The sequence below is a fragment of the Nocardia sp. NPDC057353 genome, assembly GCF_042667085.1.
Classification (GTDB): domain Bacteria; phylum Actinomycetota; class Actinomycetes; order Mycobacteriales; family Mycobacteriaceae; genus Nocardia.
This window is the reverse complement of record NZ_JBHVAK010000083.1, coordinates 1-21,973: the sequence shown is the minus strand read 5'-3', so window position 1 is coordinate 21,973 and position 21,973 is coordinate 1. Positions and strand designations below refer to the sequence as shown.

Here is a 21,973-nt window from a genome sequence, read left to right as displayed (position 1 = left end):
TTTTTTCGTGTTGGCGGGGGGGGCGGGGGGGGGCGGGCACGTGGCGGGGGGCGGGGTGTGTCTCGGCCCCGGCCCCCCCGCCGCCCCATTTCTCAGAGGTGCCCGGCGACCGCGGTGCTCACGCCACGCTCCGGCGCAGCGCGGGATCGGCGAGCGCGGGGGCGATGACGCCGGTGTCGCGCTCGTGGAAGATCGTGCCGGGCGCGACGATCTCGTCGATCCGGTCCAGGATGTCGTCGCCCAGCGTGGTGTCCGCGGCGGCCAGGTAGCCGTCCAGGTGCTCGCCGGTGCGCGGGCCGATGATGGTGGCGCTGATGTCCGGGTGCGCCAGCACGAAGCCGACGGCGAGCTGCACCAGCGTCAGCCCGGACTCCTCGGCCAGCGCCGCGAGCGCGTCGGCGGCGGCGAGCTTGGCGGCATTGGCCGGGTTGTCCACGTCGAAGCGGCCGGGGATGAGATCGGCGCGGTGCGACTCCGGCTGCGCCCCGCCGATCCGGTACCTGCCGGAGAGCCACCCGGCGGCGAGCGGTCCGTAGGAGATGACGCCGAGGCCGTACTTCCTGGCGATCGGCAGCGTCTCCCGCTCGATCCCGCGCACCAGCAGCGAGTACGGAACCTGCTCCGACGCCGAGCGATTCAGCTTGCGCCGGTCCGCGATCCACTGCGCCTCGACCAGCTCGCCCGGCGAGTACACCGAGGTGCCGTAGTAGCGGATCTTGCCCGCGCGCACCAGGTCGTCCAGGGCGCCGACGGTCTCCTCCAGCTCGGTCACCCGCTCCGGGCGGTGCACCTGGTAGAGGTCGAGGTGGTCGGTCTGCAGGCGGCGCAGGCTGTCCTCGACCGCGCGGGCGATCCAGCGCCGGGAGTTGCCGCGGTGCGTGGGGTCGTCGTCGACCGCATTGTGAAATTTGGTGGCGAGCACGATGTCGTCGCGGCGGCCGCGCAGCGCCTTGCCAACGATGATCTCGGACTCGCCGCGCGAGTAGGTGTCGGCGGTGTCGACGATGTTGATCCCGGCGTCCAGCGCGCGGTGGATGATCGCGATGGAGTCCTCGTGCGAGGGGTTGCCGCGCGGGCCGAAGTTCATGGTGCCCAGCACGTACGGGCTGATCCTGACCCCGGTGCGGCCCAGGGTGCGGAGGTCGGAGAGGCTCATCGGCGGGCTCCATGGCGGCGAGTGGTGACATCGGTGAGCGAGGGCGGCAGGTAGCCCTCGTCGGCGGGGCTGATCGTGGTGCCGGGGGCGACGATGGCGTCGATCCGGTCCAGCAGGTCGGCGTCGAGCCGGACGTCGACGGCGCCGAGCTGGCCGAGCAGGTGCTCCTCGGTGCGCGGGCCGATGATCACGCTGCTCACCGCGGGGTGCTGCAGCACGAAGGCGAGCGCCAGGTGCACCAGGGTGAGCCCGGCGTCGTCGGCGAGCTCGGCCAGCTCCTCGGCGGCGGCGCGCTTGCGCTGGTTGGCGGCGAGCTCCGGGTCGTGCCGGTGCGGCTGGCGGTGCAGCCGGGTGGAGTCGGGCGCGGTCTCGCCGGGGCGGTAGCGGCCGGAGAGCCAGCCACCCGCCAGCGGGCTCCAGGTGAGCACGCCGAGCCCGTACTTCTGTGCGATCGGCAGCGTCGCCTTCTCCGCGCCGCGGGCCAGGATGGAGTACGGCGGCTGTTCGCTCACCGGGGCGTGCAGGTTGCGGTCCTGCGCCACCCACTGCGCCTCGACCAGCTGGTGCGGTTCGAAGGTGGTGGTGCCGGAGTAGCGGATCTTGCCCGCGCGGACCAGGTCGTCCAGGGCGCGCAGCGTCTCCTCCAGCGGCACCGATGGGTCGGGGCGGTGCACCTGGTAGAGGTCGAGGTGGTCGGTCTGCAGCCGGCGCAGGCTGTCCTCCACGGCACGGATGATCCAGCGCCTGGAGTTGCCGCGGGTGTTCGGGTCGGTGCCGATCTGGCCGTGGAACTTGCCGGCAAGCACGACCTCGTCGCGCCGGCCGAGCAGCGCCCTGCCGACGATCTCCTCGTTCTCGCCCTGCGAGTAGACGTCGGCGGTGTCGACGACGTTGATGCCGGAATCCAGTGCTTTGTGCACGATCCGAATCGCTTCGTCGTGGTCCTTGTTGGCCCAGGCGCCGAAGTTCATGGCGCCCAGCGTGAGCGGGCTGACCAGCACTCCGGTGCGGCCGAGGTAGCGGTGGGTCATGGATCACCTTCCGATCGGGGAAACGGTCAGGTACGTGTTCGCGGGCACCGGCAGGCGGAGGTGCTCGCGCAGCGTGCTGCCCGCGTAGCCATGCCGGAAGAGGCCGCGGCGGCGCAGTTCGGGGATCACCTCGTCGACGAAGTCGGCCAGCGCGGCGGGGAGGACCGCGGGGATGACAGTGAAGCCGTCGATGCCGCCGTTGCGGAACCACAGCTCGATGTGGTCGGCGACGGTCTTCGGGGTGCCGATCACCAAACGGTGCCCGCCGAGCACGCGGGTGAGCAGTTCCCGCACCGTGTAGCCGGTCTCGACGGCGTAGCGGGTGAGGGCGGTGAAGAAGCCCTCGGGGCCGACCCTGGACGCGGGCAGCACGGTGTAGCGCTGCGGCAGCGGGGCGTCCAGCTCGAGCTCGGCGTCCGGGTAGCCGAGCCACTGGGCCAGGGTGCGGACCGGGGCGCTGTCCGGGTGCAGCCGGTCCTGCAGCTCCTGGAACCGGGCGCGCGCCTCGGCCTCGGTGGAGCCGACGATCGGGACCAGCCCGGGCAGGATCCGCAGCGCCTCCGGGTCGCGGCCGTGCGCGGCGGCCGCGGCGCGCACCTCGGCGCTGAACTCGCGCACTCCGGAGAGGCTGAGCCGGCTGGTGTAGATCACCTCGGCGTGCGCGGCGGCGAAGGCGCGGCCCTGCGGGGAGGCGCCCGCCTGCACCAGCACCGGGCGGCCCTGGGGTGAGCGGACGACGTTCAGCGGGCCCGCGACGGAGTAGAACTCGCCGACGTGGTCGAGGGCGTGCACCCGGTCGGGGTCGGCGAAGACGCCGGACGCCCGATCGCCGATGACGGCGCCGTCCTCCCAGCTGTCCCACAGCCCGGTGACCACGCCGAGGTACTCGGCGGCGCGCCGGTACCGCTCGTCGCGGTCCGGGAGTTGGCGCAGCCCGAAGTTGGCGGCGGCGCGCGGTTCGAAGGTGGTGACGGCGTTCCAGCCGGCCCGGCCGTGGCTCGCGTGGTCCAGCGAGAGGATGCGGCGGGCCAGGTTGTACGGGCGGTTCAGGGTGGTGCTGGCGGTGGGGACCAGGCCGATGCGCTCGGTGCTCACCGCCAGCGCGGCGGTGAGCAGCACCGGGTCGAGCGTGGCGGCGGGGCCGCGGGCGATGCCGGGCTGCTGCACCGGGATGTCCGGGAGCAGCAGGCCGTCCAGGGCGCCGCGCTCGGCGACCTCGGCGACTCGCCGGTAGTGCGCGAGGTCGACGAAGGCGTCCGGGGCGAGCGCCGGGTCCAGCCAGGCGGCGGGGTGGTACCCGGCGCTGCCGACGTTCACGAAGAACGAGAGGGTGCGTGCCATGGTCAGGCCGCTCCTTCCGCGGCGGGCGCCGCGATCGCGCCGGAATCGACGGCGCGCACCGTCGCCGCACCGGGAACTCGCGCGCCGTCGAGCGGGCCGGTGCCTGCCGCGCCGCTCGCGTCGCCCGAGCGGGATGCCGCCGCAGGCGAGCGGTGTCGCGGAACCGGGAGGCCGAGGTGGTCGCGGAGCGTGCTGCCGCGGTACTCGCGGCGGAAGACGCCGCGCTTCCGCAGGATCGGGACGACCCCGTCCACGAAGTCGTCGAAACCACCGGGCAGCACATCCGGCATGAGGTTGAACCCGTCGGCGATCCCGCGGTCGACCCAGTCGACGATGGCATCCGCCACCTGCTCCGGCGTCCCGGTGACGATCCGGTGCCCGGCCCCGCCCCCGAGCCGGTGCAGCAGCTGCCGGACGGTCAGGTTCTCCCGCCGGGCCAGCCCGAGCGCGATCCGGTAGAAGGTCTGCGACCCGCCCGCCTCGTCCGGGTCGGCGAGCAGGTGCCAGGGCAGCGGTGCCTCCAGCACCAGCGCCTCGCGCTCGACCCCGAGCTGCTCGGCGAGCCGGTTCAGGGCGTACTCCGGCGGCACCAGCTCGGCCAGCAGCTGCCTGCGCTGCTCCGCCTCCGCCTCGGTCGACCCGATGACGGTGGAGAGCCCGGGCAGGATGAGCACGTGCTCCGGCCGCCTGCCGAACGCGGCGGCCCGCGCCTTGACGTCGCGGTAGTACTCCCCCGCCTCGTCCGCGGTCTGCGCGGCGGTGAAGATGACCTCGCCGATCCGGGCGGCCAGCGCCCTGCCGTCGCGCGAGGCGCCCGCCTGCACCACCACCGGCTCGCCCTGCGGGCTGCGCGGGACGTTCAGCGGCCCGGCCACGTCGAGGAACTCGCCGGTGTGATTCACCGGGTGGATCCGCGCCGGGTCGGCGAAGCGGTGCGCCCCCTTGTCGCCGACCAGCGCGTCCGGCTCCCAGCTGTTCCAGAGCGCCCGCACCACCTCGACGAACTCCGCTGCGCGCCGGTACCGCTCGGCGTGCGCGGGCTCCGCGTCCAACCCGAAGTTGCGCGCCGGGCCAGCCCCCGCGGTGGTCACCACGTTCCAGCCGCTGCGCCCGCCGCTGAGCAGGTCGAGCGTGGCGAAGCGCCTGGCGACGTCGTACGGGTCGTTGTAGCTGGAGGAGAGCGTGGCGATCAGCCCGACCCGCTCGGTCGCGGCGGCCGCCGCGGCCAGGATCACCGACGGCTCCAGCCCGTTGAACGGCCGGTACCGCAGGTCGTCCCGGATCCCGGGGCCGTCGGCGAGGAAGATGGCGTCGAAGGTGGCCTCCTCGGCGCGCCGGGCGATCCGCAGGTAGTGCTCCAGGCCGAGGCTCGCCACCGGATCGGTGCCCGGGAATCGCCACGACCCGCCGAAGACGCCCGCGTTCAGGATATTGACATTGAGGTGGACCTCGCGGTGGCTCACGACAGCTCCTCCGGGCGGCCGAGCGCGATGGCGTCGCGGCCCAGCTGGGCCAGCACCGCATCGCTCTGCGGGGTGTGGATGCGGCCGACCATGGCGTCCCGGTGGTGCCGCTCCAGCGGGTTGCACCGGTCCAGCCCCGGGTTGCCGGTCAAATCCAGCGCCGATTCGGTGACCCGGATGGCGGTCGCGGTGGCGACGTGCTTGGCCAGCCCGAAGAGCGGCGACTGCTCCCCCGCCACCAGCGCCGCCACGCCCTGCCGGAGCAGCGCGCGGCTGGTCTGGATGGCGGCCTCGATCTCGCCGACCCGGTCGTGGAAGCGGGGAACGGTGGCCAGCGAGGCGCCGAGCGCGGTCGGCACCCGGGTGTGCAGGTAGCGCACCAGCCAGTCCCTGGCCGCGATGGCGACGCCGTTGTAGTTGGCGGCCAGCAGCAGGGGAAGCGCCTGCCTGCCCGGCCGCGGCAGCGGCCTGCCCTTCGGGTCGCGCAGGTCGACCAGCCTGGCGTGCGGCACGACGGTGCCGGAGAAGCGCACCGACTGGGTGTCGGAGGCGCGCAGCCCGAGGTGGTTCCAGGTGGGCAGCACCTCCCAGTTCGGCGCCGAGCGATCCAGCAGGAAGGTCGCGATCTTCGGCTCCGGCTCGGCGGTGCTCGCGGTGACGGTGAACCAGCTCAGCCCGGAAATGCCGGTGGCGTAGGCCTTCTCGCCATCGATCCGCCAGTCGCCGGAGGGCAGCCTGGTCGCGGTGGTGGCGGGCAGCCCGCCGCGCGAGAGGCTGCCCAGCTCGCGCTCGACATTGACGCCGTTGATCAGGGTGCCGTCGGTGGCGGCGCTGCGCAGCACCTGCTCGGCGAGTTCGCGCGGCCACGGATTGTCCGGGTGCCGCAGCGCCAGGTGGTTGACGTAGTTCCACTGCAGGATGAGCCCGACCGACGGGTCGGCGGCGCCGATCCGCTCGATCACCTCGACCGCCTCGGCGATGCCCTTCCCCAGCCCGCCCAGCTCCACCGGGACGGTCAAGGCGAGCACGCCGGTCGGGCGCAGCAGTTCGAAGGCGGCCGCCGGGAAGCGGCCCGCGGCGTCGTGCTCGGGGGCCAGCTCGGCGATCCGGGCCAGCGCGGTGGCGAAGGCGGGTTCGTCCAGGCCGTGCGGGGGCGCGACGTCGATGATCGCGGTGCTCATCTCACACTCCGGCGGGGGTCGGCTCGGGCGCGGGCAACCCGAGGTTGCCGCGCAGGGTCTCGTGGGCGTACTCGCCGCGGTAGACGCCGATCCGCACCAGCTCCGGCACCACGTGCTCGACGAAGGCCGGGAAGTCGGCGCCGATGTCGCCGGGCATGACGGTGAAGCCGTCGGTGGCGCCGGACTCGAACCACTCCGCGATCCCGGCCGCCACCTGCTCCGGCGCGCCGACCACCAGCCGATGCCCGGCCCCGCCCGCGAAGCGGTGCACCAGCTCCAGCGCGGTGTGCGGCCGCTCGCGCAGCAGCGCCAGCGTGCCCGCGCCGAACCCGGCCGAGCGCGCCGCCGCGGCACCGACGACCTCGGGGGTGAGCACGGTCTCCGGGTCCAGCGAGCCCGCGGGCAGCCCGAGCTGGGTGGCGAGCTGCTCCAGCGCGGGCCGCACCGGAATGGTCTGCCGCAGCTCGGCTTCGCGCGCCTTCGCCTCGGCCTCGGTGCCGCCGATCACCACCACCAGCCCGGTGGAGATCCTGATCGAATCCGGGTCGCGCCCGGCCTCGGCGGCGTACCCACGCAGCTCGGTGCGCTGCGCCCGGGCCAGCTCCGGGGTCTGCGCGGCGGCGAAGACCAGGTCGGCGGTGCGCCCCGCGAGCCGCTTGCCACCGGGCGACGCCCCCGCCTGCACCACCAGCGGCCTGCCCTGTGGCGAGCGCGGCAGCGGCAGTGCGCCCGCCACCGCGAAGAACTCGCCGCGGTGCGCGGGCGGGTGGATGCGCTCCGGGTCGGCGAAGCTGCCCGCGGGGTCGCCGAGCAGCGCGTCCGGCTCCCAGCCGTCCCACAGCGCGGTCACCACCTCGACGAACTCGGCGGCCCGCCGGTAGCGCAGCTCCTTGTCCGGGTGCTCGTCGTAACCGAAGTTCGCGGCCGCCGCGGCCTGCTGCGTGGTGACCACGTTCCAGCCCGCGCGGCCGCCGGTCAGGTGGTCCAGGCTGAGGTAGCGGCGCGCCAGCGACCAGGGCTGCTCGAAGGTGGTGGAGGCGGTGGCGATCACCCCGATGTGCGTGGTGCTCGCGGCGGCGTCGGCCAGCATGACCACGGGGTCGAGGCCGAGTCCGGGAGCGTTGGCGATGTCGGGGGCGAGTGCGGGGCTGTCGCCGACGAAGACCGCGTGCAGCGCCGCGGATTCGGCGAGCTGGATGAGCCGCCGGAAGTGCTCGGCGTCCACGAAGGCGCGCGGGTCGTTGCCCGGCAGCCGCCAGGCCCCGCGGAAGTGTCCAGGGGTCAGCAGCGAGATGTTCACGTGCAGTGATCGAGTCATGGGCTTCCGTCTGATCGGCGGGTACGGAGACGAGTGCCGCCAGTATCGGAAGTTCTCCTTCCCGCGAACAAGGCAGCGGTTCTACGACAATCGTTCAGTTTTTCTCGACCCATTTGCGCACGGGCACAACGGAATTCCCCACCGCTCGGAGCGGAGGGGCTGCCGGTGCACTGGGTCAGGAGGCGAGTTGGCGCGGCATTGCCACCGTGCGCAGGGTGCGGATGGCGGCGGCCACCGCGGGGCGCTCGGCCGAGGCCTGGCGGTAGGTGACCCCGATGCGGCGGGTGCTGTCCACGATCGGGCAGGCGACCAGCGAGCGGTGCTCGTCGGAGACCGACATCTCCGGCACGATCGCCACCCCCAGGCCGTGCGCCACCATCTCCGCCATGGCGGTGAAGCTGCCGCTGCGGTGCTGGATGCGGGGGGCGAAACCCGCCTCCCGGCAGGCGAACATGACCGAGGCGATGGAGGGCGCGCCGTCCCGCGCGGCGATCCAGTCGGCGTCCCGCACCGCGGCCAGGCCGTGCCTGCGGGCCTGCTCGCGCAGGCCGGTGGGGGCGAGCAGGACCAGCGGGTCGCTGTAGAGGAACTCCGAGGTGAGCCCGAGCGGCAGGTCCTTGGTCCCGAACGAGTAGGCGTAGGTGATCGCCAGGTCGACCTCCTGGCGGCGCACCGCGGGGACCGACTCGACCGGCATGAGGTCGACCACCCTGACCTTGAGCCCCGGGTACTCGGCCATCAGCCGGGCCGCCGCGGGCAGCGCGAGCCGGGTCTGCGCGGTGCGGAAGGTGGCCAGGGTGAGCACCCCGGTGACCTGCTCCGCGGTGGCGGCCACCGCCGACTCCGCCTCCTCCAGCGCCGCGATGATCCGCGAGGTGTGGTCGACCAGCACCCGGCCCGCGTAGGTGAGCCGGAGCACCCGGCCCTCGCGCCGGGTGAGCACCGTCCCCACCTCGTCCTCCAGGATCCGGAGCTGCTGCGAGACCGCGGAGGTGGTGATCCCGTGCAGCTCGGAGACCGCCGTCATGGTGGCGCGCTCGGAGAGGTCGCGCAGCAGGATCAGCCGCCGGATGTCGTACATGGAACCCTCGTTTCGCTGGCGTCGGATTCAGTCTCCGGTCCGGCGAGTTTTGAGAAAATCCTTACGATCAGGGCGATTCTGTGCAGCCCGGCTCCAGGGTCAGACCGCGACCGGCACCGCGTACTCACCGGGCACCGCCGCCAGCAGGGTGCGGGTGTACTCCTGCTCCGGGTGCTCGAAGACCCGCGCCACGGCGCCGGACTCCACCACCCGGCCCGCGCGCATGACCGAGACGTCGTCGGCGATCAGCCGGACCACGCCGAGGTCGTGCGTGATGAACAGGTACGTGAGCCCCTGCGCCGCCTGCAGCTCGACCAGCAGCCGCAGGATCTGCGCCTGCACCGAGACGTCGAGCGCGGAGACCGCCTCGTCCAGGACCAGCAGCTTCGGCCCGGCGGCCAGCGCGCGGGCCAGCGCGACCCGCTGCCGCTGGCCGCCGGAGAGCTCGGCCGGGCGGCGGTGCAGGTGCTCCGGGGCCAGGGCGACGGCGTCCAGCAGCTCGGCGGCGCGGTCCCGGCGGCGGCGCCGGTTCTTCTCGATGCCGAACGCCTGCAATGGCTCCGAGATGATCCGCTCCACGGTGTAGCCGGGGTCGAGCGAGCCGAACGGGTTCTGGTGCACGAACTGGATCTCCCGGCGCAGGTCGCGCGGGCGGCGCCGGGCGCGCCCGGCCCGGCCGGTGATCGGCACCGGGGCGCCGTCGAAGAGCAGGGTTCCGGAGTCGGCGGTGCCGTGGCCCACGACGATCCTGGCCACGGTCGACTTGCCCGCGCCGGACTCGCCCACCAGGGCATGGGTGGAGCCCGCGCGCACGGACAGGGCGACCCCGTCGGCCGCCCGCACGCCGCCGTACGCCTTCGTCAGCTCGCGCGCCGCCAGCAGTGGTGTCGGCTGCGGCTTCCGGATGTTCACCGGCGCCTCGGCTTCCCCCGCCGGCTCCAGCCGACCCCGGTGCGCGGCCGGGGCGGCGGCGATGAGGGCGCGGGTGTACTCCTCGCGCGGCGCGGCGAGGATGTCGCGCACCGGCCCCTCCTCGACCACCCGCCCGCGCTGCATGACGATGAGCCGGTCCGAGCGCTCAGCGGCGACGCCGAGGTCGTGCGTGACCAGCAGCACCCCGAGCCCGAGCTCGGTGCGCAGCGCCGCGAGGTGGTCCAGGATCCGCTTCTGCACCGTGACGTCGAGCGCCGAGGTCGGCTCGTCGGCCACCAGCAGCTTCGGGTCGTTGGCGAGCGCGATGGCGATGAGCACCCGCTGCTTCATCCCGCCGGAGAGTTCGTGCTGGTAGCGCGGGTACACCTGCTCCGGCTCGCGCAGCCCGGCCAGCTCCAGCTTCGCCAGCGCGATCCGCCGCGCCTCGGCGGCGCTCACCCTCCGGTGCAGCCGGATCGCCTCCGCCACCTGCACCCCGACCCGCTTCACCGGGTTCAGCGAGGTCCCCGGGTCCTGCGGCACGAACCCCGCGAACGGCCCGCGCAGCGCGCTCAACCTGCGGTCACCCCAGCCGGAGATCTCCTGCCCGCCGAGCTCGAGCGTCCGCGCCCGCACGGTGGCGTTACCGGGCAGCAGCCGCAGCGCGGCGTGCACCGTGGTGCTCTTGCCGGAGCCGGATTCGCCCACCACCGAGACGAATTCACCCGGCCGCACGGTGAGCGAGACCCCGCTCACGGCGCGCACCGGCGCCCCGCGGCCGGGGGTGGCGTACTCGACCGCGAGGTCCGCGACGCGCAGCAGGGGCTGGTTCTCGATGCTCACTTCTGCTCTCCCAACGATCGGCCGATCCGGTTGGTGGACAACACGACCACCGCGATGAGCACACCCGGCAGGATCGAGATCCACGGGTAGGTGGCGAGGTAGTCGCGGCCCTCGGCCACCGCGAGCCCCCACTCCGGCTGCGGCGGCGGGGCGCCGTAACCGAGGAAGCCGAGCGCCGCCACCGCCAGCACCGCCGACCCGCACTCCAGCGCGGCCAGCGCCAGCACCGGGGCGAGCGAGTTGGGCAGCACGTGCCGGAACACCACCCGGCCGAACCCGGCGCCGGAGCCGTAGGCGGCCTCGACGAAGTCGGTGTCGGTCACCTTGAGCACCGCCGAGCGCATCACCCTGGCGAACGCCGCCACCGCCGAGATACCGACGGCCATGGCGATATTGACGGTGCCGTAGCCGAGCGCGGTGACCACGGTCATGGCGAGCAGCAGCGCGGGGATGGCGAGCAGCATGTCGACGACGCGCATGACGATCGCATCCACCCGGCCCCCGACGAAGCCGCAGAACAGCCCGACCAGCGCGCCGAGCACGAAGCCGATCGCCACCGCGAGCAGCGTCGCGCTCACCGTGGTCCCGGTGCCGTGGATGGCGCGGGCCAGCAGGTCGCGGCCGAGCCGGTCGGTGCCGAACGGGTGCGCGAGGCTGGGTGCCAGGAAGCTGGCGTCGGAGTCGCCCTCGTTCGGGTCGTGCGCGGTGAACCAGGAGGGCACCACGGCCCAGGCCAGCACCACCAGCACGACCAGCCAGGCCAGCGCGAGCCCCGGCGCGGCCGCCGCGGCGCGGGCCACCCGGCGCACCGCGCCGGGGATCCGGGGCGGCGCGAAGGCCGGGGCGGGAAGGTCGGATACCGCCATCGTTCAGTCCTCTTTCCCGACCGCGACCGCGGCCCTGCCGACCGCGAAGCGGGCCCGCAGCCGCGGGTCGAGCACCGGGTAGATCAGGTCCACCGCCAGGTTCACCAGCACGAAGACCAGCGCGGCGAAGACCACCACCGCCTGCACCAGTGGGACGTCCTGGGTGCGCACCGCGGTCTCGGTGAGCCTGCCGAGCCCGGAGCGGGAGAACACCGTCTCCACGATCACCGTGCCCGCCAGCAGGTTGCCGAAGGTCACCCCGGCGATGGTGAGCGCGGGCAGGCAGGCGTTGACCAGCACGTCCCTGGTCAGTACCTGCCAGCGGGTGCTGCCCTTGGCCACCGCCACCGTGACGTACCCGGCGCTCAGCCCCTCCTCCAGGTTGGTCACCAGCAGCTGGGCGATCGGCGCCGCGACCGGGATGGCCAGCGTGACCGCGGGCAGGATCAGGGTGTCGAGCCCACCGTTGCCGATCGGCGGGAACCAGCCCAGCTGGAAGGAGAACACCTGCAGCAGCGCCAGCCCCACCAGGAACACCGGCACCGAGACCCCCGCCGCGGGCAGCGTGGTGATGAGATTCGCCAGCCGCCTGCTCCGGGTGGAGACCGCGGCGAGCGCCACCGCGAAGGCGAGCAGCACCGCGAGCAGCAGGGCGAGCCCGGAGAGCACCGCCGTCTCCGGCAGCACCGAGAGCAGCAGCGGCCAGACCGGCTCGCCGGTCCGGGTGGAGACCCCGAAGTCGCCCTGCGCCGCATCGAGCAGCCTGCTCAGGTACTGGCCCGCGAGGTTCCCGTCGAGGCCGTAGTACTCGCGCGCGTTCGCCTTGTCCGCCGCCGAGACCATCTCGCTCTCGTTCGGATCGAAGAGCAGGTCGACCGCGTCGTAGGGCAGGACGTAGAGCAGCACGAAGGTCACCGTGTAGGCGCCCCACACCACGAACACCGCCTGGGCGACCTTCGCCGCCAGATACCTGAGCACGGCCATCACCCCTGCTCGATCCAGGTGTCGTAGAAGACGTTGCGCGACTGCGCCTCGTACCCGACGCCGTGCACCGTCGGCGCGGCCGCGGTCACCTGGGCCGGGTTGTAGACCGGGACGGTGAGCACCTGCTCCTCCAGCAGGAAACGCTGCGCCGCCTCGGCGGCCTTCGCCCGCGCGTCCGGGTCGAGGGTGCCGCTGAGCGCCTTCAGCACCTCGATCGCCCTGGCGTGCACCGGGTTGTCCGGGGCGAGCTTGGCGGCATTGTTGTACTGCGGCGAGTAGGTCTGCTCCAGCACCGCGATATCGCCGCGGCTGGTGTTGAAGGCCTGCACGTTCCACTTCTGCTGCTGGGTCGCGGCGGCGGTGTAGTCCGGGATCGGCAGCACGTTGAGCCGCAGGTCGATGCCGATCTTGCGCAGGTCCTGCTGGATCAGCTCGTAGGCGGGCTTATTGTTCACCAGGTTGTTGATGCCGAGGAACTGCAGCTCCAGCCGCTTGCCGTCCTTGACCCGGATGCCGTCGTCGCCCTTGCGCCAACCGGCGTCGTCCAGGATCTGCTCGGCCTTCGCGCGGTCCTGCTTCAGCTGCGCGGAGAAGTCCACGTACCCGGGCACCCGCTCGGAGACCACCGAGCCGGAGAGCGCGTAGCTCGGGGTGAGCACCGTCTTGGCCAGCGCGTCCCGGTTCCAGCCCAGCTTGATCGCCTGCCGCACGGCGAGCTCGTTGGTCGGGAAGAGGTCGGTCTTGAGGTCGAGCGCGATGTCGCGGCCCGGGATGAGCTGCGGCACGATGCGGTAGCCCTCGTTCGCCAGCGGCGCCTCGTCGGTGTTGTTCACGTCGAGGATGGCGTCCACCTCCCCGGAGCGCAGCGCGCCGGTGCGCACCCCCGCCTCCGGGATGACCGAGATCTCCACGGTGTCCAGGTACGCCTCGCCATTGTGCTTGCGGCTGGCCGGCGCCCAGTTGTAGCCGGGGCGCTTCTTCAGCACCGTGCGCTGCTGGTAGACGTGCTCGGAGACGGTGAACGGGCCGGTGGTGACGATGTTCTCCGCCAGCGCCCGCTGCTCCTTCGGCAGTTGCAGCGTCGAGTGGCCGACGATGCCGGAGAAGTAGTGCGAGAGCGCCTGCAGGAAGCCCGCGCTGGGGCGGTCGAAGATCACCTTGGCGGTGTACGGGGCGACCACCTCGGTGTTCACGTACCCCACCCAGTACGCCGTCACCGGGACCACGCCGAGTGCCTTGTCACCCCGGCCGAGCAGGTCGAAGTTCTCCTTCACCGAGGTGGCGTCGAACCTGCTGCCGTCGTTGAAGGTGACGTCGTCCCTGAGCTCGAAGGTGAACTCCTTCAGCGTCGGGTCGATCTGCCAGGAGCGGGCCAGCCACGGCTCGATCTCGCCGGTCTCCGGGTTCTGGTAGGTGAGCTTGTCCGCGGTGTTGCTGGTGATCAGCGACTCGGGGTAGGAGCTGCCGGAGTGCGGGTCCAGGTTGGCGGGCGCGTCGAGCACCGCGAAGCGCAGGGTGCCGCCGGGCACCGGGGTGCCGCCGTCGTCGCCCGCGGCGACCCGGTTGCCCGAGGCCGCGCAGCCGCTCAGCGCGGCGGCGACGAGCGCGACGGCGGCGAGCAGGGTGCCCGCGCGCCGGAATCTGTGGGATGACATGGAAAGCGAGTGTGAACGGGCGAATTCCGGCAAACAACCAAGCTGTCCTTTCGGATTCTTTCAGTTCCGCTGCATGTTTCGGACCGCTTGATTCCGCTCGAGCTGCGGCCAATCGCTGACCGGGCGCGCTCCGGGCGCGACCATGGCGGGATGACCCAGATCGCCTCCCCGGACCAGGTGGTGGCCGAGCGCTACCGCGACCCAGCGGCCGGTGCGCCGCAGGCGTGGAACCCGGTGCTCCAGGTGCTGCACGAGCACCGCTCGGTACGCCGCTACCTGCCCGACCCGGTCCCGGACGACGTCCTGCGGGTGCTGATCTCGGCCGCCCAGTCCGCCCCGACCTCCTCCAACCTGCAGGTCTGGAGCGTCGTCGCGGTGCGCGACCCGGAGCGCAAAGCGCGGCTGGCCCGGCTCGCCGGGGACCAGGAGCAGATCCGCCAGGCGCCGCTGCTCCTGGTCTGGACCGCCGACCTGGCCCGGCTGCGCGGGCTCGCCGCCGAGCGCGAGGTGCCGCTGGACGGGGCCGACTACCTGGAGTCGAGCTACGTCGCCTTCCTCGACGCCGCGCTGGCCGCGCAGAACGCGCTGGTGGCGGCGGAATCGCTGGGGTTGGGGACGGTCTACATCGGCGCCATCCGCAACCACCCCGAGGAGGTGGCGGCCGAGCTCGCGCTGCCACCCGGCGTCTTCGCCGTGGTCGGGCTGGTGGTCGGCACCCCCGACCCTGCCGAGGGCGCCAGGGTCAAGCCGCGGCTCCCCCAGGCCGCGGTGCTGCACGCCGAGACCTACGACCCGGCCGGGCAGAACGCCCGGATCGCCGAGTACGAGGGCCGAATCGCCGAGTTCTACGCCGAGCAGAACCTGGCGCACTCCTGGATCGAGCGCGTCCTCACCCGCCTCGGTTCAGTCGCCGCGCTCAAGGGTCGCGATCGGTTGCGCGACCAACTCGCGGCGCAGGGGTTCCCGCTGTACTGAGCAGCACACCTCGGCAGGCGAGGCGCGACACCGGCCCGGCACGCCCCTCGTGGGCGGCTCCGGCTCACGAATCGCGCCCGAGCCCGGACGTTCATGCCGCCCGCGCGGGACAACGCCCACCTGGGCGGCAGCGCTTCCTTCGCGCGTCAGCGCACCAGGCAGCCGATGCTGCGGCGCAGCGGGAGGCCGCGGCCTTCGAGGGCGTGCAGGAAACCGTGGCCGCGGCGGGCACCGAGCGCGGGATCGGTCCCGGCCAGGGCGGGGACGTAGGTGGCGGCCCCGGCGATGGACTCGCCCACCAGTGCCCAGAAGCGGCGGGGAGTGATCCCGGAGCAGGTGCTCAGCGCATCGAGCACCAGCTCCAGCGCGGGCTCGCAGCGGTGCGCCAGCCAGAGGTACATCGCCTCCTCGCAGGGCAGCGCCACCGCCCCGGACTCGCGGGCGATCCGATCCCCGTCCAGCACCCGGATGGTGGTGTCGGAGAGCCCGGCCCAGTCGATCCCGCCGTCGTTGTCGGTGTGGATCCACAGGTTCTCCAGCCCGGGATCCCAGGCCCGGCCGTCCGCGACCAGCGTGGCGGTGACCCGCCCGACCACGGCGTGGATCAGCGCCGTCGCCACCACCTCGGCGGCGACCTCGCTGCTCACCATCTCGGCGGCGTGCCGCCGGTACATGACCTCGATCCGCCCCTCCCGTAGCCCGTCGGCGAGCCGCCACCACCGCCGCTTGCCCTGGTCCGCCATGGCGGCGACGGCGTACACCCGCGGGTGTTCGGGTTGCAGCGCGCGCAGCCGGTTGCCGACCCGGGCGAAGGCCTGCTCCGGGCGGCGCGGGCTACCGGGGGTCCACTGGTCGAAGCCGAGTTCGCGGCGCCGGAGTCCCGCGTTCCGAAGGCCGTCGGACAGGCAACGGTCGGACATGATCTCGGTCATCGGACCTCCTCGGCGCGAACCCGGCGAAAACGCGGGCTCCGGAAACAGGGCGTATCTAAAGATAGGTTAGGCTTACCAGACTTGTCGGTAGTTGCACCACCGTTGAAGCAGGAGAGAATTTTTGCCGTGACCGGACTCCCCTCCCTGGCACGGCGCCGCCGCACCGGCCTTCTCGTCCTGCTCGCCCTGCTCGCGGTGGCCGCGGTGGCGGGCGTCGCAGTCGGCACCCGCTTCCTGGACCCGCTCACCGTGTTCCGCGCGGTCCGGGACGCGCTCACCTGTGCGGGCGCCCCGTTCAGCTGCCCGGCCGGCTCCACGGAAGCCGAGATCGTGCGCGGGCTGCGCATCCCGCGCACGGTGCTCGCGCTCTTCGCCGGCTGCGCGCTCGGCGTCGCGGGCGCGCTGGTGCAGGGCTACACCCGCAACCCGCTCGCCGACGCGGGGTTGCTCGGGCTGAACGCGGGCGCCGCCTTCCTGGCCGCGCTCGCCGTCTACCTCTTCGCCTTCACCGCCCCGGAGCAGTACATCTGGTTCGCCTTCGCGGGCGCGCTGCTGGCCGGGCTCGCGGTCTTCGCCGCCTCGTCGGCGGGCGGGGCGAGCCCGCTCACCCTGATCCTGGCGGGCGCGGCGATGACCGCCTTCCTGCAGGCCATGACGAATGCCGTGGTCCTGCTGGACGCCACCGCGCTGGACACCTACCGCTTCTGGGTGATCGGCACCGTGGCCGGGCGGGACGCGGAGGTCTTCTGGCAGATCTCCCCGTTCGTCATTTTCGGACTGACCCTCGCAGCGGCCGCGACGCCGGGGCTGAACCTGCTGAGCCTCGGCGACGACGTCGCGCGCGGGCTCGGTGTGCACGTCGCGCGCAACCGGGCGCTCGGCTTCGCCGCGGTGGTGGTGCTCTGCGGCGCGGCCACCGCCGCGGTCGGGCCGATCTCGTTCCTCGGGCTGGTCGTCCCGCACCTGGCGCGGGTCTTCACCGGGCCGGACTACCGGCTGCTCGTCCCCTGGTCCGGGCTGCTCGGCGCGCTGGTGCTGCTCACCGCCGATATCCTCGGCCGGGTGGTGGCGCGCCCCGGTGAGCTCCAGGTCGGCGTGATGCTGGCCGCGGTGGGCGCGCCCTTCTTCGTTCTGCTGGTCCGGCGCCGGAAGCTGGTGAGCCTGTGAGCATCTCGGCCCAGCACGACCCGAAGCTGGCGAAGGAGAACCTGCGCGCGGTGCGCAGGCCGCTGCGAACGCCGTACTTCTCCACCGTGTTCCGCCCCGCGCTGCTGCTCACCGTGCTGGCGCTGGCCGCGGTGCTGCTGGTGCTGTTCTGCCTGGACATCGCGGTCGGCGAGACCACGCTGCCGCTGAGCCGGGTGCTCGACGTGCTCGGCGGCGGCGGCACCCGCGCGCAGCGCTTCATCGTGCTCGACTCCCGGCTGCCGCGCGCGCTCACCGCGGTGGTGGTCGGCGCCGCGCTCGGCCTCGCGGGCGCGCTCAGCCAGTCGATCCTGCACAACCCGCTGGCCAGCCCGGACATCCTCGGCATCACCTCCGGCGCCGGGCTCGGCGCGGTGGCCGTCGTGGTCGGCACCGGCGGCGCCACCACCGGGCTGCTGGTGACGCTCGGCACCCCGCTGGCCGCGCTGGCGGGCGGGCTGCTCACCGCCGTCGCCATCTACCTGCTCGCCTGGGGCCGCAGCGCCTCCGGCGAGCGCGGCGCCACCGGGCTGCGGCTGGTCCTCATCGGCATCGGCGTCAACGCCTTCCTGCTCTCGGCGATCAGTTACCTGCTGACCCGTGCGGACCTGCAGCAGGCGAACCGGGCGCAGCTCTGGCTCACCGGCTCGGTGAGCAATACCGACACCGGCAAGCTGCTCCCGGTCGCCGTGGTGACCACCGTGCTGCTGGTCCTCGCCGCCTGCTCGGCGCGCACCCTCGCGGTGCTGCGGATGGACGCCGAGACCACCCGCGGCCTCGGCGTCCGGATCCAGGCGCAGCAGGGGCTGCTGATCGGAATGGCGGTGCTGGCGGCGGCGATGGCCACCGCGGTGGCCGGGCCGATCGGCTTCGTCGCGCTGGCCGCGCCGCAGCTGGCCCGCAGGCTGCTGCGCACCCCGGGCGAGCCGGTGCTGGCCTCCGCGCTGGTCGGCGCGATCCTGGTGGTCGGCTCGGACATCGTCGCCCGCACCCTGGTCCCGGTCGACCTGCCGGTCGGCATCGTGACCGCGGCGCTGGGCGGGCCGTTCCTGCTGTTGTTGCTCGTGCGGATGAATCGGAAGGCCACCGTCTCATGACCAGCGCTGAACACCACCTCACCGCCGAGGCCGTCACCCTCGGGTACGGCGATCGGGTGATCGTCGACGGGCTGAGCCTGGAGATCGCGCCCGGCGTCGTCACCACCGTGATCGGGCCGAACGGCTGCGGCAAGTCGACGCTGCTGCGCTCGCTCGGCAGGCTGCTGCGGCCCAGCGCCGGGCAGGTGGTGCTGGACGGCAAGGCCATCTCGGCCATGCGCACCAGGGACGTCGCGCGGATCGTCGGCATGCTGCCGCAGACCCCGGTCGCCCCGGAGGGGCTCACCGTCGCCGACCTGGTGGCGCGCGGGCGGCACCCGCACCAGTCCTGGATCCGGCAGTGGTCGGCGGGCGACGAGGACGAGGTCGCCACCGCACTGGCCCAGACCGGCATCGCCGACCTGGCCGACCGCCCGCTCGACGAGCTCTCCGGCGGGCAGCGCCAGCGCGCCTGGATCTCCATGGCGCTGGCCCAGGGCACCGACATCCTGCTGCTCGACGAGCCGACCACCTACCTCGACCTCGCGCACTCGCTGGAGGTTCTCGACCTGGTGGACCGGCTGCACGCGGACTACGGCCGCACCGTGGTCATGGTGCTGCACGACCTGAACCTCGCCATCCGCTACAGCGATCGGCTGGTGGTGATGGCCGCGGGCCGGATCGTCGCGCAGGGCGCGCCCGCCGAGATCGTCACCCCGGAGCTGCTGCGCGAGGTGTTCCGGCTGGAGGCGACGGTGCTGGACGACCCGATGTCCGGGCGGCCGCTCATCGTGCCGATCGGCACCAGGCACGTGCACGGCAAGCCGGGCGCCGACGCACCGGCGAAGACCGACGTCTACCCCGGGTGACCGATCCCACACCAGTTATTCTTTGGTTACGACACCCTGTAGTACGCCTTCGTGTCGTTGAGTCCCTAGAATCGAGGGATGGCAGGTCTGGGTGAACTCGAGAAAGCGGTCATGGACCAGTTGTGGTCGGCCGACGAACCGCAGACGGTGCGGCAGGTGCACGAGGCATTGGCCGCGCGCCGCGAACTCGCCTACACCACCGTCATGACGGTGCTGCAGCGGCTGGCGAAGAAGAACCTGGTGGTGCAGCGCAGGGACGACCGGGCGCACCGGTACGCCCCGGTGCACACCAGGGACGAGCTGGTCGCGGGGCTCATGGTCGACGCGCTGCAGCAGGCCGACGCGGCGGGCAGCCGCGCCGCCGCCCTGGTGCACTTCGTCGAGCAGGTGGGCAAGGACGAGGCCGACGCGCTGCGCGAGGCGCTGGCCAAGCTGGAGGCCACCGAACCGCCGAACACCGAGTCCGGGAACGACAGCACGCCGCCACGGCAGTAGGCTCGACACCGGCCTCACAATGCCGTGAGCGTCCTGGTCCCACAACGCAGTGAGCTGAGTCGATGAACGCAACCGCGCCGGTCTTCGCCGGTCTCGCCTTGCTTCTCGCCGGACCGGCCCCCGCCCTGCTCAGCCGGGCGCGCTGGCCCTACCGCGCGCCGCGCGCCGCGCTCGTGCTCTGGCAGGCGATCGCGTTGGCCGCCGTGCTCAGCGCCTTCGGCTCCGGGCTCGCCATCGCGAGCGAGCTGCTCGTGCCCGGCCCGGACGGCAGGCCGACCACCTCGCCCACCCGCGAGATCGACGCGCTCGGCTTCCCGCTCTGGATCGCCTACATCACCGTCTTCGCGCTCACCCTGCTGGTCGGCGCCCGGCTCATCTGGGCCGCCGTCCGGGTGGGGGTGCACACCAGGCGCAGGCGCTCGCGGCACCGCATGCTCGTCGACCTGCTCGATCAGGGCGGTGACACCCGCCGCGCCGCCGACATCAGGGTGCTGGCCGCCACCGAGCCGATCGCCTACTGCCTGCCCGGGCTGCGCCAGCGGGTGGTGCTCAGCGAGGGCACGCTGGCCAACCTGGCCGACCCGGAGATCACCGCCATCGTCAGCCACGAGCGCTCGCACCTGCGGGCCAGGCACGACCTGGTGCTGGAGGCGTTCACCGCGGTGCACGAGGCCTTTCCGCGGGTGGTGCGCAGCAAGGCCGCGCTCGGGTCGGTGAAGTTGCTGATCGAGCTGCTCGCGGACGACTCCGCGGTCAAGGTCACCGGCCCGGCTCCGCTGGCCCGCGCGCTGGTCACCTGCGCGAAATCGACCGCGCCGCAGGGCGCGCTGGCCGCGGGCGGCCCGACCACGCTGATCCGGATCCAGCGGCTGGCGGGGCCGCACGGCGACCCGCGCATCGCGCTCGCCGCCTACCTCGGCTCGGCCGCCATCCTGGTGGTGCCGACGCTGGCCGTCGCGGTGCCGTGGCTGCAGGAGCTGAGCAGGCTCTTCCACAGCTGAACGAGACGCGTACCACTCGGTTCGGCTTTCCGGACCATGATCGCCTATCCTGGGGGTTCCGGCCTGTCGCCGGGCCCGGACGCGATGCACTTCCGCGATCGGCCCGGATGCGCGAGCGAGCCGGGCCAGGGCCGCCGGACGGCGGCATTCCCTGCGGGCGGACCATTCCGCGATATCTCGCGCCGGCCCGACGGGTGCGCAGCAGCACCCCCCGCATCACGCGACGAGACCGCCGCGTGCTCTTTCGTGAAAGGTTCTTCGTGACCTCCGTTTCCCCTGCCGTGCCCACCTTCGCCGAGCTCGGCCTCCCCGCCGTGCTCGTGCAGGCGCTGCGGCGCGCGGGTTTCGACTCCCCGTTCCCGATCCAGGCCGCCGCCATCCCGGATGTGCTCGCGGGCCGGGACGTGCTCGGCCGCGGGCCCACCGGCTCCGGCAAGACCCTCGCCTTCGGGCTGCCGATGCTGGTGCGGCTCAGCGGTTCTCCCGCCAAGCCGGGCCGTCCGCGCGGCCTCGTCCTCGCCCCCACCCGTGAGCTGGCCGCGCAGATCGAGCGCTCGCTGGAGGAGCCCGCGCTCGCCCTCGGGCTGCGGGTCGCCTCCGTGGTCGGCGGCGCGCCGATCGGGCGCCAGGCCACCCGGCTGGCCCGCGGCGTCGACCTGCTCGTCGCCACCCCCGGCAGGCTCGCCGACCTGATCAACCAGGGTGCCGCCAACCTCTCCGACGTCGCCGTCACCACCCTGGACGAGGCCGACCACATGGCCGACCTCGGCTTCCTGCCGCAGGTCACCAAGCTGCTCGACAAGACTCCGAAGGACGGCCAGCGGCTGCTCTTCTCGGCCACGCTCGACCGCGGCGTCGACAAGCTGGTGCAGCGCTACCTGCACAGCCCGATCACGCACTCCACCGCCCCGCCGGAGGCGGCCGTCTCGACCATGTCGCACCACCTGCTGGTGACCAGCAAGGCGGACAAGCGGCAGGTGCTCGCCGAGATCGCCTCCCGCGAGGGGCTGACCATCCTGTTCGTGCGCACCAAGCACGGCGCCGACCGGCTCGCCAAGCAGCTGCGCGGCTCCGGCGTCGCGGCGGGCGCGCTGCACGGCGGCAAGGCGCAGAACAACCGGGTGCGCACGCTGGCGGCCTTCGCCGACGGCTCGGTCCCGGTGCTGGTCACCACCGACCTGGCGGCCCGCGGCATCCACGTCGACGGCATCTCGCTGGTGGTGCACGCCGACCCGCCCGCCGAGCACAAGGCCTACCTGCACCGCGCCGGGCGCACCGCGCGCGCCGGTGAGGTCGGGGTCGTCGTCACGCTGGCCATGGAGGAGGAGCGGGCCGACACGCTCGCCATGACCCGCAAGGCCGGGCTGGACCTCAAGCCCGTCCCGGTGCGCCCCGGCGACGCGACGCTGATCCGCGTCACCGGCGCCCGCACCCCGAGCGGCATTCCGCTGCCGACCCCGGGAGCGCCCGCGCAGCCGCAGGTCGCGGCCGAGGCGCAGGCCAAGGCGCCGCGGCGGCGCAACCGCGGCGGTGGCGGTGGCGCCCGCCAGGGCGAGGCCGCGCGCGGCCAGCGCTCCGGCGCGCCCCGGCGGGAGCGCTCCGCCGGCAC

Annotated in this window: 19 protein-coding genes; 7 read left to right on the top strand and 12 right to left on the bottom strand. The window is 73.3% G+C overall.

Annotated features, from left to right (window positions below; genetic code table 11):
* Positions 1-118: 118 nt before the first annotated feature.
* The 11 genes from ACFUUZ_RS28930 to ACFUUZ_RS28880 all read right to left on the bottom strand — a co-directional run bounded on the left by ACFUUZ_RS28930 (position 119) and on the right by ACFUUZ_RS28880 (position 13,831).
* Positions 119-1,156, bottom strand: coding sequence for an aldo/keto reductase (locus tag ACFUUZ_RS28930; RefSeq protein ID WP_378701704.1), 1,038 nt, complete (start codon positions 1,154-1,156; stop codon positions 119-121).
* Positions 1,153-2,187 carry an aldo/keto reductase gene (locus ACFUUZ_RS28925; protein ID WP_378701702.1) on the bottom strand — a complete coding sequence of 345 codons (1,035 nt, stop codon included), beginning with the start codon at positions 2,185-2,187 and terminating at the stop codon, positions 1,153-1,155. Before ACFUUZ_RS28925 ends, ACFUUZ_RS28930 begins: the two co-directional genes overlap by 4 nt.
* A gap of 3 nt (positions 2,188-2,190) precedes the next feature.
* Entirely contained in the window at positions 2,191-3,528 is a 1,338-nt protein-coding gene (locus tag ACFUUZ_RS28920; protein ID WP_378701700.1) for an LLM class flavin-dependent oxidoreductase, read from the bottom strand.
* A 2-nt stretch (positions 3,529-3,530) separates the two neighbouring features.
* Positions 3,531-4,991, bottom strand: a complete 1,461-nt coding sequence (locus tag ACFUUZ_RS28915; RefSeq protein ID WP_378701698.1) for an LLM class flavin-dependent oxidoreductase — start codon at positions 4,989-4,991, stop codon at positions 3,531-3,533.
* Complete coding sequence (locus ACFUUZ_RS28910; RefSeq protein WP_378701696.1) at positions 4,988-6,172, bottom strand: acyl-CoA dehydrogenase family protein; 1,185 nt, start codon at positions 6,170-6,172, stop codon at positions 4,988-4,990. Before ACFUUZ_RS28910 ends, ACFUUZ_RS28915 begins: the two co-directional genes overlap by 4 nt.
* Before the next feature lies 1 nt (position 6,173).
* The gene (locus ACFUUZ_RS28905) at positions 6,174-7,490 is read right to left on the bottom strand and encodes an NtaA/DmoA family FMN-dependent monooxygenase (RefSeq protein WP_378701694.1); all 1,317 of its coding nucleotides are present in this window, start codon (positions 7,488-7,490) and stop codon (positions 6,174-6,176) included.
* Positions 7,491-7,665: 175 nt separating this feature from the next.
* Positions 7,666-8,571, bottom strand: coding sequence for a LysR substrate-binding domain-containing protein (locus tag ACFUUZ_RS28900; RefSeq protein WP_378701693.1), 906 nt, complete (start codon positions 8,569-8,571; stop codon positions 7,666-7,668).
* Between the two features lie 99 nt (positions 8,572-8,670).
* Positions 8,671-10,326 carry a dipeptide ABC transporter ATP-binding protein gene (locus ACFUUZ_RS28895; RefSeq protein WP_378701692.1) on the bottom strand — a complete coding sequence of 552 codons (1,656 nt, stop codon included), beginning with the start codon at positions 10,324-10,326 and terminating at the stop codon, positions 8,671-8,673.
* Positions 10,323-11,192: an ABC transporter permease gene (locus ACFUUZ_RS28890; protein WP_378701691.1), complete on the bottom strand. Its 870-nt coding sequence runs from the start codon at positions 11,190-11,192 to the stop codon at positions 10,323-10,325. Before ACFUUZ_RS28890 ends, ACFUUZ_RS28895 begins: the two co-directional genes overlap by 4 nt.
* Positions 11,193-11,195: 3 nt before the next feature.
* Positions 11,196-12,176, bottom strand: coding sequence for an ABC transporter permease (locus ACFUUZ_RS28885; RefSeq protein WP_378701689.1), 981 nt, complete (start codon positions 12,174-12,176; stop codon positions 11,196-11,198).
* Complete coding sequence (locus ACFUUZ_RS28880) at positions 12,176-13,831, bottom strand: ABC transporter substrate-binding protein (protein ID WP_378701687.1); 1,656 nt, start codon at positions 13,829-13,831, stop codon at positions 12,176-12,178. Before ACFUUZ_RS28880 ends, ACFUUZ_RS28885 begins: the two co-directional genes overlap by 1 nt.
* A 150-nt stretch (positions 13,832-13,981) precedes the next feature.
* Here ACFUUZ_RS28880 and ACFUUZ_RS28875 point away from each other — a divergent pair, with 150 nt between their 5' ends.
* The gene (locus ACFUUZ_RS28875; protein WP_378701685.1) at positions 13,982-14,806 is read left to right on the top strand and encodes an NADPH-dependent oxidoreductase; all 825 of its coding nucleotides are present in this window, start codon (positions 13,982-13,984) and stop codon (positions 14,804-14,806) included.
* Between the two features lie 146 nt (positions 14,807-14,952).
* On the opposite strand, the gene ACFUUZ_RS28870 is transcribed toward ACFUUZ_RS28875, so the two are convergent.
* A complete protein-coding gene (locus ACFUUZ_RS28870) occupies positions 14,953-15,738 on the bottom strand; it encodes a hypothetical protein (protein WP_378701683.1) in 786 nt (261 codons plus the stop codon).
* 126 nt (positions 15,739-15,864) lie between these two features.
* On the opposite strand from ACFUUZ_RS28870, the gene ACFUUZ_RS28865 reads away from it, so the two are divergent.
* From ACFUUZ_RS28865 to ACFUUZ_RS28840, 6 genes are all read left to right on the top strand, one after another.
* Positions 15,865-16,905, top strand: coding sequence for a FecCD family ABC transporter permease (locus ACFUUZ_RS28865; protein WP_378701681.1), 1,041 nt, complete (start codon positions 15,865-15,867; stop codon positions 16,903-16,905).
* The gene (locus tag ACFUUZ_RS28860) at positions 16,902-18,020 is read left to right on the top strand and encodes a FecCD family ABC transporter permease (RefSeq protein WP_378701679.1); all 1,119 of its coding nucleotides are present in this window, start codon (positions 16,902-16,904) and stop codon (positions 18,018-18,020) included. Before ACFUUZ_RS28865 ends, ACFUUZ_RS28860 begins: the two co-directional genes overlap by 4 nt.
* Positions 18,017-18,868, top strand: a complete 852-nt coding sequence (locus ACFUUZ_RS28855; protein ID WP_378701677.1) for an ABC transporter ATP-binding protein — start codon at positions 18,017-18,019, stop codon at positions 18,866-18,868. Before ACFUUZ_RS28860 ends, ACFUUZ_RS28855 begins: the two co-directional genes overlap by 4 nt.
* A gap of 78 nt (positions 18,869-18,946) precedes the next feature.
* Complete coding sequence (locus tag ACFUUZ_RS28850) at positions 18,947-19,363, top strand: BlaI/MecI/CopY family transcriptional regulator (RefSeq protein ID WP_378701675.1); 417 nt, start codon at positions 18,947-18,949, stop codon at positions 19,361-19,363.
* Between the two features lie 62 nt (positions 19,364-19,425).
* A complete protein-coding gene (locus tag ACFUUZ_RS28845; protein WP_378701673.1) occupies positions 19,426-20,364 on the top strand; it encodes a M56 family metallopeptidase in 939 nt (312 codons plus the stop codon).
* A 260-nt stretch (positions 20,365-20,624) separates the two neighbouring features.
* The coding region (locus ACFUUZ_RS28840; protein ID WP_378701672.1) for a DEAD/DEAH box helicase at positions 20,625-21,973 on the top strand (1,349 nt) is incomplete at its 3' end.